14 protein-coding genes are annotated in these 14,678 nt (G+C 67.7%); 7 read left to right on the top strand and 7 right to left on the bottom strand.

The features are described 5' to 3' along the window. Positions 1–92 precede the first annotated feature (92 nt). Positions 93–665, bottom strand: a complete 573-nt coding sequence (locus DTA15_RS26180; protein WP_006487806.1) for a GNAT family N-acetyltransferase — start codon at positions 663–665, stop codon at positions 93–95. A gap of 95 nt (positions 666–760) precedes the next feature. Beyond that, a complete protein-coding gene (locus tag DTA15_RS26175) occupies positions 761–2,623 on the bottom strand; it encodes an ABC transporter ATP-binding protein (protein ID WP_006487793.1) in 1,863 nt (620 codons plus the stop codon). 482 nt (positions 2,624–3,105) lie between these two features. Between DTA15_RS26175 and DTA15_RS26165 the strand changes: the two genes are divergently transcribed. Further along, positions 3,106–3,987, top strand: a complete 882-nt coding sequence (locus DTA15_RS26165; protein ID WP_012493176.1) for a Dyp-type peroxidase — start codon at positions 3,106–3,108, stop codon at positions 3,985–3,987. 97 nt (positions 3,988–4,084) lie between these two features. Here the strand turns inward: DTA15_RS26165 and DTA15_RS26160 are convergent, their stop codons facing one another. Further along, a complete protein-coding gene (locus DTA15_RS26160; protein ID WP_006487795.1) occupies positions 4,085–4,486 on the bottom strand; it encodes an OsmC family protein in 402 nt (133 codons plus the stop codon). Between the two features lie 98 nt (positions 4,487–4,584). Continuing rightward, positions 4,585–5,508 (bottom strand): LysR family transcriptional regulator, encoded by a 924-nt coding sequence (locus DTA15_RS26155; RefSeq protein WP_006487817.1) that lies wholly within the window; start codon positions 5,506–5,508, stop codon positions 4,585–4,587. A 496-nt stretch (positions 5,509–6,004) separates the two neighbouring features. On the opposite strand from DTA15_RS26155, the gene DTA15_RS26150 reads away from it, so the two are divergent. The 6 genes from DTA15_RS26150 (at position 6,005) to DTA15_RS26120 (ending at position 12,055) form a co-directional block, all read left to right on the top strand. Further along, on the top strand, positions 6,005–7,081 hold the full coding sequence (locus DTA15_RS26150) for a helix-turn-helix domain-containing protein (protein WP_006487833.1): 1,077 nt from the start codon (positions 6,005–6,007) through the stop codon (positions 7,079–7,081). Next, complete coding sequence (locus tag DTA15_RS26145) at positions 7,030–8,346, top strand: Nramp family divalent metal transporter (protein ID WP_012493178.1); 1,317 nt, start codon at positions 7,030–7,032, stop codon at positions 8,344–8,346. Before DTA15_RS26150 ends, DTA15_RS26145 begins: the two co-directional genes overlap by 52 nt. 80 nt (positions 8,347–8,426) lie before the next feature. Next, entirely contained in the window at positions 8,427–9,017 is a 591-nt protein-coding gene (locus DTA15_RS26140; RefSeq protein ID WP_006487811.1) for a phosphatase PAP2 family protein, read from the top strand. A 480-nt stretch (positions 9,018–9,497) separates the two neighbouring features. Further along, complete coding sequence (locus DTA15_RS26130; RefSeq protein ID WP_006487835.1) at positions 9,498–10,286, top strand: SDR family oxidoreductase; 789 nt, start codon at positions 9,498–9,500, stop codon at positions 10,284–10,286. Between the two features lie 37 nt (positions 10,287–10,323). Beyond that, positions 10,324–11,340, top strand: a complete 1,017-nt coding sequence (locus DTA15_RS26125; protein ID WP_006487809.1) for an NADP-dependent oxidoreductase — start codon at positions 10,324–10,326, stop codon at positions 11,338–11,340. 196 nt (positions 11,341–11,536) lie between these two features. Continuing rightward, positions 11,537–12,055 carry a hypothetical protein gene (locus DTA15_RS26120; RefSeq protein WP_006487815.1) on the top strand — a complete coding sequence of 173 codons (519 nt, stop codon included), beginning with the start codon at positions 11,537–11,539 and terminating at the stop codon, positions 12,053–12,055. 46 nt (positions 12,056–12,101) lie between these two features. Here the strand turns inward: DTA15_RS26120 and DTA15_RS26115 are convergent, their stop codons facing one another. The 3 genes from DTA15_RS26115 to DTA15_RS26105 all read right to left on the bottom strand — a co-directional run bounded on the left by DTA15_RS26115 (position 12,102) and on the right by DTA15_RS26105 (position 14,425). After that, positions 12,102–13,154 (bottom strand): AI-2E family transporter, encoded by a 1,053-nt coding sequence (locus tag DTA15_RS26115; RefSeq protein ID WP_006487821.1) that lies wholly within the window; start codon positions 13,152–13,154, stop codon positions 12,102–12,104. Positions 13,155–13,389: 235 nt separating this feature from the next. Beyond that, a complete protein-coding gene (locus DTA15_RS26110) occupies positions 13,390–13,974 on the bottom strand; it encodes a BPSL1445 family SYLF domain-containing lipoprotein (protein ID WP_006479499.1) in 585 nt (194 codons plus the stop codon). A 64-nt stretch (positions 13,975–14,038) separates the two neighbouring features. Next, positions 14,039–14,425: an ElaB/YgaM/YqjD family protein gene (locus DTA15_RS26105; RefSeq protein WP_006487804.1), complete on the bottom strand. Its 387-nt coding sequence runs from the start codon at positions 14,423–14,425 to the stop codon at positions 14,039–14,041. Between the last annotated feature and the right edge of the window lie 253 nt (positions 14,426–14,678).

The following is a 14,678-nucleotide window of genomic DNA, read 5'->3' as shown; positions in this document are numbered from 1 at the left end:
CATGATAAGTGATCCACGGGAGGGGCGCGTGTCCGCGGCGGTCTGACGGCGGCAGGCCGCTTTCATGGAAGTCCCCGCCATGGGCCGGATCACTACGAACAAGGTCGATCGTCGCGAGTTTGCCGCCTATGCCTGCCCGGGCTTTCGCAGGTCACCGGTGCCGGTATCTGATAAACGACCGACACGAATTTCGGGGTCTCGCCACGGCCCGTTACAGTGCCGCCGAGGGACTCGGCGATACGTCGGCTCGGATGGTTCTCCTCGGCAACGGGATAGTTGAAGCGCCGGACGTTGAGCGTCACGCACGCCCATTCCACGACGAGCCTGACCGCCTCTCGTCCGATCCCTTCGCGATGCCGATCTTCGCGGATCCAGACGCCCAGTTCCGGGATGGCCTGCTTGACGTGATGAATCCCCACCAGGCCGAGGAAGGTTCCACCGTCGCGTTGTCGAATCACGAACACGTAGTCTGTGCCGTCGGTTTGTGCATGCAGCCACGTCTGCCAGACGCGATCGAAACTTTCCCTGTTCGCCGGAGGGTCCCAGCCCATATAGCGAGTCAGCGACGGCGTAATGCATGCAAGCGTCGCATCCGCGTCGTTCGCCGAAAACGGTGCGAGCGAAAGGCGATTCGATTCGATACGGGTTTCGTCCGGTTGAAACATCATTTCCTCGTCGTGCGTCGATCACGCCAATCGGATCGCCGGCATGGCCCGGCGATTGAAGCCATGTCGCCGGGTCATGTGACGACCTGCCTGCATCAAACCTCCGCCGGCTCTCCCAACGGCCCGGCATCGCGATCGGCCACGCGCCGCGGCGAATCGGCGAGCCCTTTCGCCAGCTCCAGCGCCTGCCGCTCGAACAGCCGGCGGTAGATGCCGCCGTCGATGCGGATCAGCGCGTCGTGATTGCCTTCCTCGATCACCTTGCCGCGATCGAGCACCAGCAGCCGGTCGAGCGAGCGCACCGTCGACAGCCGGTGCGCGACGACGAGCGTCGTGCGGCCGACCATCAGCCGCTCCATCGCCTGCTGGATCAGCAGCTCGCTTTCGCTGTCGAGGCTCGATGTCGCTTCGTCGAGGATCAGGATCGGCGCATCGGCGAGGAACGCACGCGCGATCGCGACGCGCTGGCGTTCGCCGCCCGACAGCTTGATCCCGCGTTCGCCGACCAGCGTGTCATAGCCGTCCGGCAGTGCGACGATGAAGTCGTGCGCGCTGGCCAGGCGCGCGGCGCGCTCGATGTCCGCGCGGCTCGCATCGGGGCGTGCATACGCGATGTTCTCCGCGAGCGTGCGGTGAAACAGCACGGGCTCCTGCTGGACGATCGCGATCTGGCTGCGCAGCGAATCCTGCCGCACCTGCGCGATGTCCTGGCCGTCGATCGTGATGCGGCCGCCCGACACGTCGTACAGGCGCTGGATCAGCTTGATGAACGTCGTCTTGCCCGACCCCGAATGGCCGACGAGGCCCACGCGTTCGCCGGGCGCGATCCGCATCGAGAAATCGTCGTACAGCGGCACCGGATGGTTGCCGTAGCGGAACGTCACGTGCTCGAAGCGGATCTCGCCTTGGCCGATCCGGATCGCCGGCGCGCCGGGGCGATCGTCGATGCCGAGCGGCTGGCGTTCGAGCGCGACGAGTTCTTCCATGTCGTTTACCGAGCGCTGCAGGTTGCGGATGTGCATGCCGACGTCGCGCAAATAGCCCTGCAGCATGAAGAACATCGTCAGCGCGAACGCGATGTCGCCGACGCTCGCTTCGTTGTTCACCCACAGCCGCAGCGCGACGCCGATCATCGCGGCCTGCATCGCGACGAGCATCGCACCCTGCAGCCCGCCGTTGAACGTGCCGCGCACCCACGTGCGGCGCGTGCGCTGCCGCCACTTGCCGATCACGCGCGCGAGCCGCGCTTCCTCGCGCGTTTCCGCGCCGAACGCCTTGACGACCGCGTTGCAGCTCACCGCGTCGGCGAGCGCGCCGCCCATCCGCGTATCCCACAGGTTGCCGAGCCGCGCGGCCGGCGCGACGATGCCGAGCGACACCGCGACCGTCACCGCGATGTACAGCAGCGAACCGGCGCCGACGACGAGCCCCATCACGGGCCAGTGCGTGCCGAGCAGCACGGTCGCGCCGACCAGCATCGTGACCGACGGCAGCAGCGCGATCAGCACGGTGTCGTTGAGCAGGTCGAGCGCCCAGATCCCGCGGGTGATCTTGCGCACGGTCGAGCCCGCGAAGCTGTTCGCGTGCCAGTCGGTCGAGAAGCGCTGCACGCGGTGGAACGACGCGGCGGCGATCTCGCTCATCATCTTCAGCGTGAGCGTGATGATGTTCAGGTAAACGCCCTGGCGCAGCACGGTCGCGCCGATGCCGAGCGCGGCAAGCGTGCCGAACGCGGCGAGGGCCGAATGCCACGCGGCGGCGCGGTCGGTCAGGCCGGTCGACAGCGCGTCGACGAGGCGGCCGGCGAACAACGGCGTCAGGACGTCGGCGAGCGCGGCGAGCAGCGCGAGGCTCGCGACCGCGGCGATGCGCGCCGGCTGCTTGCGCCAGTAACGAATGGTGAAGCCGAAGACGGCCTGGAATGCATGGCCGCCCAGATGGGAGGTTTTTCTGGTCATGTATCGTTGCCCGGCGCATCGCGCGACGGGGCTTTCCGGTTCGGAGAACGTCGAAAACGCAACAGCCGGGCCGCGCGAAACACGCGGGCGGAACGAAACGGGCTGTCGGGAAAAGCGCGGCTGACGGGTCAGCGGAAAACTCGGGAGCCGGCGCGGACGGCGGGCTGGATCAGCTGCGCCGTGGGACCACGTTCGGGAAGGTGGCTGGCATTCGGAACATCTGCACCTCCCTGAAGTGAACGGTTGAAAGGACGCCGAAAAGACGTGCAAGGATTCTATCAGGACAGCCGCGCACGCTGCAACGTCTGACGAATGCGGCGTTGCAGCGTCGATACGGTTAGTATTCGGGGTTTTGGCCCCTTTTCGCGGACGTTGTGCGCTGGCAGACCGGGGCCGGCGCGCGCATCGATTACACTTGCGCGTCCGCGGCGCGCGACGAGGCGGCCCGTACAGATTCACTTCGAACCATTCCCGAGGAAACGATGAGCGACGTTCAGCAAGGCATCCTGGCTCCGATCGATACGGCAGCGCGATACCTCACTTTCACGATGTCGAACGACGGCAATGTCGCGGCGGCGCTGGCCGCGCTGCGCGAGATCGTCGACGGACGCGACACGGTCGTCGGTTTCGGGCACGCGCTGGCTGCATACCTCGGCCATCCGGTGCCGGGCCTGACCGACTACCCGGCGTTCGCGGTGAACGACCGCACGCTGCCGATGACGCCGGCCGACGTATGGGTCTGGCTGCGCTCGGACGATCGCGGCGAGATCGTGCTGCGCGCGCGGGCGATCGAGCGCGCATTGGCGCCGGCGTTCGTGCTGCAGGAGGCCGTCGACGGCTTCCGCTATTCGAACGATCGCGACCTGTCCGGCTACGAGGACGGTACCGAGAACCCGGAAGGCGACGACGCGGTGGCCGCGGCGATCGTGACGGGGCAGGGCGCGGGGCTCGACGGCGCGAGCTTCGTCGCGGTGCAGCAGTGGCTGCACGACTTCGACCAGATGGAGCGCATTGCGTCGGGCGACATGGACCACATCATCGGGCGCCGCCGGTCGGACAACGAGGAACTCGACGACGCCCCCGAATTCGCGCATGTGAAGCGCACCGCGCAGGAAAGCTTCGAGCCCGAGGCGTTCATGCTGCGCCGTTCGTCGCCGTGGTCGGACGCGCGTCGCGCGGGCCTCTACTTCGTCGCGTTCGGCTGCTCGTTCCGCGCGTTCGACGTGCAGATGCGCCGGATGAGCGGCGCGGAAGACGGGATCGTCGACGGCCTGTTCCGCTTCACGCGGCCGCTGACGGGCGCGTATTTCTGGTGCCCGCCGATGAAGGACGGCAAGCTGGACCTGTCCGCGCTCGGACTGTAAGCGCCGGGCGGGATCGATGAACGGGCGGGGCGCGCACGGATGCGCGCCCCGCCCGTTTCGTTTGTCAGGCGGCAGACCGGACGGCCCGCCGCGTGCGTCAGTTCAGCGTCGTTTCGATCCGCGTGCCGCGCTTGATGAACTGCGTCACCGGGGTTTTCTCGCAGATTTCCGCGAGACGCTGGCGTTGCGCATCGTCGAGCGGGCCGTCGAGCGTGACGACGCGGCGCACGTATTGCACACCTTCGCGATCGGCATGCAGCTCGGTGCGCACGGCGATGCGCGCGGCCGGCCACGTCTTGCGCTGCATGTACATGCGCAGCGTCGCGGCCGTGCATTGCGCGAGCCCGGCCAGCACGAATTCGTATGGCGCCGGCCCGCGATCCTGGCCGCCTTCGCGCGGCGCTTCGTCACCGGTCAGCGCATGCGTGCCGGCCTGCAACTGGACGACGTAGTCGGGCGCGTCGGCATCGAGGACGGCGGCGGCGTGGATGAGCGACATGGCAAGTCTCCGGTAAGCGGATCAAGGAAAGCGGGCGCCGCATGGCGGCGTGCAGCCGTCAGCATACCGTCCCGTTCGCGCGGGCGCCTGCTGCGCTGCTACGCGTCGGCGATGCCGGCGCTGCTGCGCACGAGCGCGGCGATGCGTTCGCGCACCCACTGATGCGCGCGATCGGTGTCGCGCGATTCGTGCCAGTACGCGAGCAGCGGAAACGGCTTGAGCCGCAGCGGCAGCGGTCGCACGACGATCGGCAGCAGCGCGGCCATGCGCAGCGCATAGGTGTGCGGCAGCGTAACGAGCAGGTCGCCGGCCGCGGCGATCTGGCAGGCGGCGAAATAGTGCTGGCACGTAAGCCGGATGTCGCGGAAGCGTCCGTCGTTGCCGAGCAGGACGTCGAGCGATTGCGGCTCGCCGAGCGACGACACGGCGATATGCTGCGCCGCGAAATAGTCGCTGCGTCGCAGCGCGTCGCGCGCGAGCGGATGATCGCGGCGCAGCGCGACGACGAGCGAATCGTCGAGCAGGTGTTCGGTGGCGATGCGCGGGCCGGTCTGTACGCGCCGGTCGACGACGAGGTCGAGATTGCCCGAAGCGAGCTCGCGCTCGATGTCGGATACCGCGATGCGCCGGCTGACGAGCCGCAGGCCCGGCGCTTCGTCGGCGAACGCGGCGACGATGCGCGGCAATGCGATGGATTCGAGCACGTCGCGAATGCCGACCGCGATGCTCAGGTCGAGCGTCGCGGGATCGAAGGCGGCCGGATCGCGCGCGGTGCCTTGCAGACCCTTCAGGTGCAGCTGCACGTCCGCGATGATCGACCGCGTACGCTCCGTCGGCACGACGCGGTTGCCCTGGCGCACGAACAGCGGATCGTCGAAATGCGCGCGCAGCCGGTTGAGCGCATGCGTGACGGCCGGCTGCGTGAGATGCAGCGCGCGGGCGGCCGCGCCGATGCCGCCGTGCACGTAGACGGCGTCGAGCACGCGAAACAGGTTCAGGTCGAGACGGTGAGCGGCGGGCACGGAGCGCGGGCGGCGTGGTGAAGGACGATCGATTCTAAAGGATGTGCAGGCAACGGATGCGCCGGTTGACATGCGCGGCGATCGCGCGCGTTCGATGCGTGTCGATGCCGTTCGGGCCGATACGCGAACGTCTGTTTTGCCGATGGACATCGCCCTCGAATACGCCTGTCATTACACCCGTCATTGCGGATGACGGCCGCAATAATCGACCGCATCGCATACGCGATTCTGTGTCGGCATACCAGCGGCGGGCAGCAGCCTGTAGTAATCCGCCATCATGCTGTCCCCGTCGGCCATTTCGCGCCAAAGGCGCTACCCGTTCGGCTAAGATGCCGTCGCTTCATATTTCGGGATAGCCGTCCTGTCGCACGCATTCAAACCAAATATAAGCCTGACAGTTCGACGGTATTAGAAGAAGTCGAACAAGTCGGGGGCTTGGCCAGTGAATGCAGCAGATCAGCGGTGGGTCGTTATCTATTTGAGTACGGGGTTTTCGTTGGCCCAGGCCGCGCGCCTCGGCGAAGCTTTCAATCTGGCGAATCGCCTGCATGCGTACAGCGCGGATTACCAGCTGAAGTACGTCTCCGAAAGCGGGGGACTGTTGCAGTCGTCGTCCGGCGTGCGCATCGCGGCCGATCCGCTCGGCGACGAACACAGCCGCCGGGCGCTCGCGTTCTTTCATCTTCATGGCGAGCGCGCGGCCGTCAACTGGGACGACGCCTTGCAGCGGCGCCTGACCGACATTCGCCGGCATGCGCGCTGGATCGTCGACGCGATGGATCTGCCCGCGCTCGCCGCCACGCGACGGCCGTCGTCGGCGATCGACGTGCGGCCGGGCAGGGCCGCGCGCCGCGCCACCACGACGATCGAATTGCAGGCCGGCGAGACCGACGTGTTCGCCGCCGCGCTCGACATGTTCCGCGTCGACCTCGGCGACAGCGCCGCGCAGGAGATCGCCAGCAACATGATGCGGCCGGTCGAGCAGCGCTATGCGCAGTCGATGTGGGCGTTCCGCGAACTGAGTGCGAGCCCGTCGATCCGGATGTCCGCGCAACGGCTGCGCGCGCAGAGCGTGAACCGCATCTCGATTGCGAGCGCCGCGCAGGCGGCCGCGATGAGCGAGCGCAATTTCCTGCGGCGCTTCAAGAAGGAAATCGGCGTGACGCCGACCGAGTTCGTCCAGCACGTGCGGCTCGAACGGGCGTGCCACATGCTGATCCATACGACGCTGCCGGCCGACAAGGTCGCGCGGCGCACCGGCTTCGGCAGCGGCGAGCGGCTCGCGAAGCTGTTTCGGCAGCGGCTGCTGATGTCGCCGACCGAGTTTCGCGTCGCCGAGCGGGAAAAGATCCTCGCGCAGGGCGCGGCGTCGCCCGTTCCGGACGAAGGGCGAGCCGCCGCATGTTGCGACGGCGACGGCGACGTTGACGGAGCGGGGTGCGACGCGTGCGTGGTCGCGCACGATAAAACGGGACGGATACCCGTAAAATCGACGGATCGCGATCTCGATTCCCGGTTTCCATGCCCTTCCTCCCCACTACCGCCACCGCCCCTTTCTGCCCGTCGGAAGTAAAGGGCAGCATCACGATCGACGCCGCCGCGCCGCGCTGGCAGAAGCTCAGACGTTTCTTCGGCCCCGGCCTGCTGGTCGCGATCGGCTACATGGACCCCGGCAACTGGGCGACCGATATCCAGGCCGGCTCGCAGTTCGGCTATTCGCTGCTGTGGGTCGTCGCGTTCTCGAGCCTCGCGGCGATCTTCCTGCAGATGCTCGCGGCGCGGCTCGGTCTCGTCGCGGGCAAGGATCTCGCGCAGGCCAGCTACGACCGCTACGGCCGGTTCGGCCGCGTCGTGCAGTGGATCACGGCCGAAGTGTCGATCATCGCGTGCGACATCGCGGAAGTGCTCGGCTGCGCGCTCGCGTTCAAGCTGCTGCTCGGCGTGCCGCTCGCGTGGGGCGTCGTGCTGACCGCGCTCGACACGGTGATCGTGCTCGGCCTGCAGGGCAAGGGTTTCCGGCAGATCGAGGCGATCGTGCTCGGGCTGATCGCGACGATGGCGTTCTGCTTCGTCGCGCAGGTGGCGATCACGCCGCCCGACTGGCATGCGGTGGTGAGCGGCCTCGTGCCGGGCGACCCGGGCCACGACCGCAAGGATGCGATCGTGCTCGCGCTCGGCATCGTCGGCGCGACGATCATGCCGCATAACCTGTATCTGCATTCGTCGGTCGTGCAGACGCGGCACGTCGTCGGCGGTGCGCGCGGCGTGATCCGCGACACGCTGGCGCTGGTGCGCATCGATACCTGCGTGTCGCTGTTCGTCGCGATGCTCGTCAACGCGGCGATCCTCGTCGTCGCGGGCGCGGCATTCCATGCGACGGGCCAGCACAACGTGACCGACATCGAGCAGGCGTACCGGCTGATCACGCCGATCGCGGGCGGTGCGGCCGCGCTGTTGTTCGGCATCGCGCTGCTCGCGTCGGGTCAAAGCTCGACGCTGACCGGCACGATCGCCGGCCAGGTCATCATGGACGGTTTCCTGCATACGAAGATCCCGTGTTACCAGCGCCGGCTGATCACGCGCGGGCTCGCGCTCGTGCCGGCGCTGATCGGCGTGCTGTGGCTCGGCGACGGCTCGGTCGGGCAACTGCTCGTGTGGAGCCAGGTGCTGCTGAGCCTGCAATTGCCGTTCGCGATGTGGCCGCTGATCCGCTCGGTCAGCGATCGCCGCACGATGGGCGAGCACGCGATCGGGCGCGGGATGCAGGTGGCCGCGTGGACGCTGTTCGCCGTGATCACCGGCACGAACCTGCTGTTGATTACCGGTGTCGCCGGTTGATACAGCCTGTCACAGGCTGACACAGGCACGTTGCGTGCCTGCGGTAAACTGCGGTCTTTCGATCGTCTCCGAAGTCCATCATGTGGAGTGAAATCAGCAACATCGGCGATGCCGCGCTGACCCTGCCGATCGCGTTGACCTGCGCGGCGTGGCTCGCGCTGACCGACTGGCGCCTCGCCGCCCGCTGGGGCGTGCTGCTGGCCGCCGGGATGGGCGTCGTCGGCGCCACGAAGATCCTGTATGCCGGCTGCGGCATCGAGCTTGCGCAGTTCGATTTCCGCGTGATCAGCGGCCATACGATGCTGTCGACGTCCGTGTGGACGGTCGCGCTGTCGATGCTGTGGCAGGCGTTCCGGCACGGCAAGGCGCCCGGCATCGCGGCCGGGCTGGCCATCGGCGCGATCACGGCCGTTGCCCGCGTATTCGATCACTCGCACAGCGTGCCGGAAGTCGTCGTCGGCTGGGTGCTCGGCGCGCTGGTCGCGCTGATGTTCCTGCGCGGCTACGACGGCGTGCGGCAGCGCGCGTTCTCGCCGCGCGTCGCGGCGGTCTGCCTGTTGCTCGTGTCGGGTATCGCGTACGGGCACCGTGCGCCGTTCCAGCAGATGATCGACACGCATTCGCCGCAACTCTGCGCGTTCGTGCGCGCGCCGTCGGGCGACGGCTTCTGACGGTTGCCGATGGCGGGCGCTGCGGCCCGCTTTCCTGCCGCCGGCGTTCGTCCGGCGCTTTCCGGCGAGGTGCAGGATTCGACGCCGGATCATCTTCTCGATTGCTTCCTCGCCCACGCGGAACGCAACGCCCGTTATCCCGATAGTCGACGAGCCGACGCAGCCCATCCGACCGGTCGCGCCGTGCTGTTCGCGCATGGGCGCCGGTACGTTCGGCTCATGAACGGTGCCTATGACCGGGCATAACGAATATTCATTTCATCGATCGGCGGCATTCGCGTACGCTGGCTGTCGTTCGAGCGCGGGCACGCCGCCCGGCCGGTCCGGCGCGCGCCGCGTTCATCTCGATATACTCCCGGAATCCGTGCGGCGCGCCGTCATGTCGGCGCAGCGGCGACCGGCGCACGTCGGTTGGCAGCGACACGGAAACCCCGTTGCGGCAGCGTTCCGCGACGACGATTCACGACAGGAGCAGGTCACATGACAATCGTTTCTCCGCGCCTCGCGGGCAAGTGCGCATACATCACGGGCGCCGCCGGCGGCCTCGGCCGCGCGATCGCGCGCCGGATGGTCGAGCAGGGCGCGCGCGTGTTCCTGACCGACATCGCGGAAGCGGCGGTGCTCGACGCGTTCGCGCAGGAACTCAACGCGGGCCACGCGACGCCGGTCGCGTTCGCCGCGACCCAGGACGTGCGCGACGAAGCGCGCTGGCAGGCGCTGCTCGCGCAGGCGACCGATGCGATGGGCGCTCTGTCGGTGCTCGTCAACAATGCGGGCGTCGGCTCGATCGGTTCGCCCGCGCAAATCGAGCTGGACGAATGGCGGCGCGTGATGGCGATCAACGTCGAGAGCATCGTGCTCGGCTGCAAGCACGCGCTGTCGTATCTGGCCGAGAGCCATCCCGCGTCGATCATCAACATCTCGTCGGTCGCCGCGTTCAAGGTCGAGCCGGATTTCACCGCGTACAACGCATCGAAGGCGGCGGTCGCGTCGCTGACGAAGTCGATCGCGATCGACTGCGCGCGGCGCGAGATCGACGTGCGCTGCAATTCGATTCACCCGGCGTTCATTCGCACGGGAATCGTCGAGCCGCTGTTCCAGTCGCTCGGCGAACGCGACGCGACGCGCAAGCTCGCGCGCGGCATTCCGCTGCGCCGGCTCGGCGAGCCGGACGACGTCGCGCATGCGGCCGTGTATCTCGCGTCCGACGAGAGCCGTTTCGTGACGGCCGCCGAACTCGTGATCGACGGCGGCATGTGCGCGGTCTGACGCGCATCCCGAATTACAACGATTGGAGGAGAACATCATGTCGACACCCGTGAACCGCCAGCTGCTGCTGAAGACGCGCCCGGAAGGGCGGGTCGGCCGCGACCATTTTTCGCTCGTCGAGACGCCGGTGCCGGCGCTCGCCGACGGCGAGGTGCTCGTGCGCGTGCTGTACCTGTCGATGGACCCGACCAACCGCGTGTGGATGAGCGACGTGCCGCAGTACCTGCCGCCCGTCGCGATCGGCGAGGTGATGCGCGCGCTCGGGATCGGCCGCGTGGTCGCGTCGCGCCATGCGGGTTTCGCGGAAGGCGATCTCGTGCAGGGGCTGGTCGGCTGGCAGGACTACGCGGTCGTGCCGGCCGAGCAGGCCGCGCAACTCGTGAAGCTGCCGGCGCAGTCGGGGCTGCCGCTGCCGACCCTGCTCGGCGCGTGCGGGATGAGCGGGCTGACCGCGTACTACGGGCTGACCGATATCGCGCCGGTGCAACCGGGCGAAACGCTCGTCGTGTCGGCGGCGGCCGGCTCGGTCGGCTCGATCGCCGGGCAGATCGGCAAGATCCACGGCGCGCGGGTGGTCGGCATCGCGGGCGGCGCGGACAAGTGCCGTTACCTGACCGACACGCTCGGCTTCGATGCGGCCGTCGACTACAAGGCCGACGATTTCCGCCAGCAACTGAAGGCGGCGACGCCGGACGGCGTGCACGTGAACTTCGAGAACGTCGGCGGCGAGGTGATGCGGGCGGTGCTGTCGCGGATGGTGATCGGCGGGCGCGTCGCGCTGTGCGGCGTGATCTCGAACTACAACAGCGGCCGCGCGGCGGACGACGTCGGCGTGCTGATCTCGAAGCGATTGACGATGCGCGGCTTTCTGATCCTCGACTACCGCAAGAGCCGCGAAGCCGTGCAGACGCTCGCGGGCTGGCTGCGCGACGGCCGGCTCAAGGCCGAGGAAACCGTGGCCGACGGTCTCGAAAACGCCCCTGACGTGCTGAACCGCCTGTTCGACGGCGACCATCGCGGCAAGCTCGTGCTGCGCGTCGATCCGCACGCGTGACGGGCGTGCGACCTCGGTCGCATCGGGCAGCGGGACGGTGTCGGTCGCGTTGAGTTCGATCAATTCGGCTGCAGTTTAGGACTTGTCCCATATATTGTCCGGGCCGCTCTCCCTACAGTGATTGCCAGCACACAGGCGGCGTGACCGACGCGTCACGCCGCCTGTTTTTCTGGTGACGCGGTAGAGGGGAGGAACCATGCGGAACAACGCGAAGCGGTTGGCAACGGCAACGGCAACGGCAGGAGGCGCCGGCGTCGTGCGGAAGATGCTGTTCGGGCTCGGTGTCGTACTCGCGATGTCGGCTGCCACGTCGAACGCGATGGCGGCTGGGCAGCCCGCGTCGGATGGCGTCGTCCGGTTCACCGGCTCGCTCGTCGATCTCTACGACGTGACGCTCGATGCCCCGGCGGGTGTGCCCGTCGACGCGGAGCAGGCGGTCGACGGCAGAGCAACGGCCACGGTCCGGTTCGATGCGCATGGCCGGCGTTTGGCCGGTGCGCAGGTGGCGCTGGTCGGGCCCGACGGCGCGCCGTTCGCGCCCGAGAGCGGCACGGCGGTGCGTGCCACGTGGCGCGATGCGCATACCGGGCAAAGCGTGCTGCTGGCGCCGGGCCGGGTGCAGCGCGTCGGCCCGTATGGCGGCGTGATGACGGTCGCGGCGGATGAAGCAACGGGCGCCGTGGCGCCCGTCCTGATCCATATCCGTCATCCTTGACCGGCGCTTTCCGCAGGCGTGCGGAGCGCCGGCGGCCGGACGTGCGTCATTCGCCCTGTTCGGAGCGTGCGTAGATGTCCCAACTGGCCATGAACAGCGCGGCGACGAGCGGCCCGATCACGAAGCCGTTGATGCCGAACAGCGCCATTCCGCCGAGGGTCGAGATCAGCACGACCCAGTCGGGCATCTTCGTGTCCTTGCCGACGAGGATCGGGCGCAGCAGGTTGTCGACGAGGCCGATCACGCCGACGCAGAACGCGACGAGGATCACGCATTTCCAGACCGCGCCGATCATCAGGAAGTAGAGCGCGGCCGGTACCCACACGAGGCTCGCGCCGATCGCGGGCAGCAGCGACAGGAACGCCATCAGCGCGCCCCACAGCACCACGCCCTCGATCCCGAGGATCCAGAAGATCAGGCCGCCCAGCGCGCCCTGGACGAGCGCGACCGCGATGTTGCCCTTCACGGTGGCGCGTACGACGGTCGTGAATTTCGCGAGCAGCAGGTTCTTGTGTTCTTCGTCGAGCGGCAGCGCGCGGCGCACGCGACGGCCGATCTCGCCGCCGTCGCGCAGCAGGAAGAACACCATGTACAGCATCACGCCGAAGCTCACGACGAACTGGAACGTGTTCTGGCCGATGCTGAGCGCCTGGGCGGCCGCGAACTGGCTGATCTGCGCGGCGCCGTCGGTCAGCTTCTTCTGGATGCCCGGGATGTTGGTCAGCCCGTACTTCTGCAGCAGGTTCTGGATCGACGTCGGCAGCGCGTGAATGATGTCATGGAAGTACTGCGAATAATTCGGCTGCGCGTCCTTGAGCTCCTGGTACACGTACGCGATTTCCTGCACGAGCGTCGCCGTGACGAACACGAGCGGCAGGATCACGATCAGGATGATCAGCGACATCGTGACGAGCGCGGCAAGGTTGCGCCGCTTGCCGAAGCGTGCGGCGAGCCAGCGTTGCACGGGCTGGAACAGGATCGCGAGTATGGTGCCCCAGAACACGGCGCCGGAGAACGGCGCGAGGATCCAGCACAGTCCGACGGTGACCGCGAACAGCAGGAAGTAGAAGAATTTTTGGTGGTCGTGTCCGCTATCCATGGGTGACATTCGCGCAGATTGATGCGTGGTTTGATTGAATCTCGTTGTCCCGTGCGCGATCGGTTCGCGAACGTCACGGGTTCGCGGCGCAATGCGCCGCCGGGCGGCCCATGCGGAGTATGCCCGCAAAGGTGCCGCCATCATAGCCGCTGCGTGAGACACATGCGAAAACGCCGCGGCCGGGGCCGCGGCGCTGCCGGGAAGCGAACGCGGCGCGAGGCCGCGTACCGCGTCGTCAGATGTTGAGCTTGGTGACCTTCGTGCCGTTCACCGACAGGTCGCCCATCAGGCCCGCGTTGGTCAGGACCAGCACTTCCACCGGCGCGGTAGCCGTGTTGGAGTCGACCGCGCCGTTCGCGCCGACCTTCACGACCGCGACCGATGCGTCGGCGCCGGCCGACCAGCCGTCCGACTTGCGGAACGAGTCGAGCGCATCCTGCGTCATGAACAGGAACACGACCGCCTTCGACTGCGCGCCGGCCTGCAGGCCGACCGACAGCGACGACGTGTTGTAGTAGCCGACGGTGCTGCCGCCGACCCGCAGCGCGCCGTTGCCGGACTGGGCGCCGACGATGAAGCCGGCCTGCAGCACGTTCGGGAACACGAGGACGCCGCGTGCTTTCGAGACCAGGTCGCGCGAACCCGGCACCGTCGAATACAGGCGCGACAGCGTGGCGTTCACGCTGGCGTCGATCGACTGACGCTTCGACGCGCTGGCCGCGGCGCTATCGGGTTTGCCGGACGTGGTCGTGCAGCCGGCGAGGGCGAGGCTGCCCAGCATCACGGCGGCGGCGGCTTTCATGGCGAGGGACTTCTGCATGGCGGTTCTCCTTCGTTGTCAGATGGATGACGGGCGGGGCGGGCGGCGTTGCACGCGGCCCCGTTCAACGGCGGGAAAGGAGCAGGCCCGCAACGAACGCGAGGCCCGCGACGACGCCGGCGGTTTGCCAGGGGTTGTCGTGCACGGCCTGCGATACGCGTTCGGCCGAATCGCGCAGCCGGGCGGCCGCGCTGCCCGACGCGTAGTCGAGCGCGCTGCGCGCTTCATCGAGCCGCGATTGCACGCGCTTGCGCAGGGCGGCGATATCGCCATCGCCATCGTTCTTCAGCAGATCTTCCAGTTCGTCGACCAGCCCGCGCAGATCGTCGGTCACGTCGGCATGCAGGTCGCGGGCCGCCGAGCGCGTCGTGCGGCCCACGCGCCGGCCGGTGCGACGGATGTCGGACAGGCCGCGGTCCAGCTTGTGTTCGATCGAGTCGGTAAGCGCCATGGTGTTTATCCTCCTTTGATTCCAGGCAATTTGAAGATAAGACGAATCGCAGCAACTGATGTGATTCACTTGATCCGATTGAGTTTCGAGACAAATTTTCAATGCGTCGGCAGGATCGCCGGGGAGCCCCGTCGCGCGGGGCCGCGCAGCGGTTGAAAAAATTTCGCGTGTCGGGGCGGTACAGCGTGTCGAGCAGCGGGGCGCAGTGAATGTCCGGTAAATATGGCGTCGCCAGGGGCATCAGGTAAATAGT

This window comes from Burkholderia cenocepacia (assembly GCF_900446215.1).
GTDB classification, from domain to species: Bacteria; Pseudomonadota; Gammaproteobacteria; order Burkholderiales; family Burkholderiaceae; genus Burkholderia; species Burkholderia cenocepacia.
This window is presented reverse-complemented; position numbering and strand designations above follow the sequence as displayed.

Coding starts and splice junctions, on each gene's coding strand:
- DTA15_RS26180 (WP_006487806.1), bottom strand. CDS start 665: ATGTTTCAACCGGACGAAACCCGTATCGAATCGAATCGCCTTTCGCTC.
- DTA15_RS26175 (WP_006487793.1), bottom strand. CDS start 2,623: ATGACCAGAAAAACCTCCCATCTGGGCGGCCATGCATTCCAGGCCGTC.
- DTA15_RS26165 (WP_012493176.1), top strand. CDS start 3,106: ATGAGCGACGTTCAGCAAGGCATCCTGGCTCCGATCGATACGGCAGCG.
- DTA15_RS26160 (WP_006487795.1), bottom strand. CDS start 4,486: ATGTCGCTCATCCACGCCGCCGCCGTCCTCGATGCCGACGCGCCCGAC.
- DTA15_RS26145 (WP_012493178.1), top strand. CDS start 7,030: ATGCCCTTCCTCCCCACTACCGCCACCGCCCCTTTCTGCCCGTCGGAA.
- DTA15_RS26140 (WP_006487811.1), top strand. CDS start 8,427: ATGTGGAGTGAAATCAGCAACATCGGCGATGCCGCGCTGACCCTGCCG.
- DTA15_RS26130 (WP_006487835.1), top strand. CDS start 9,498: ATGACAATCGTTTCTCCGCGCCTCGCGGGCAAGTGCGCATACATCACG.
- DTA15_RS26125 (WP_006487809.1), top strand. CDS start 10,324: ATGTCGACACCCGTGAACCGCCAGCTGCTGCTGAAGACGCGCCCGGAA.
- DTA15_RS26120 (WP_006487815.1), top strand. CDS start 11,537: ATGCGGAACAACGCGAAGCGGTTGGCAACGGCAACGGCAACGGCAGGA.
- DTA15_RS26115 (WP_006487821.1), bottom strand. CDS start 13,154: ATGGATAGCGGACACGACCACCAAAAATTCTTCTACTTCCTGCTGTTC.
- DTA15_RS26110 (WP_006479499.1), bottom strand. CDS start 13,974: ATGCAGAAGTCCCTCGCCATGAAAGCCGCCGCCGCCGTGATGCTGGGC.
- DTA15_RS26105 (WP_006487804.1), bottom strand. CDS start 14,425: ATGGCGCTTACCGACTCGATCGAACACAAGCTGGACCGCGGCCTGTCC.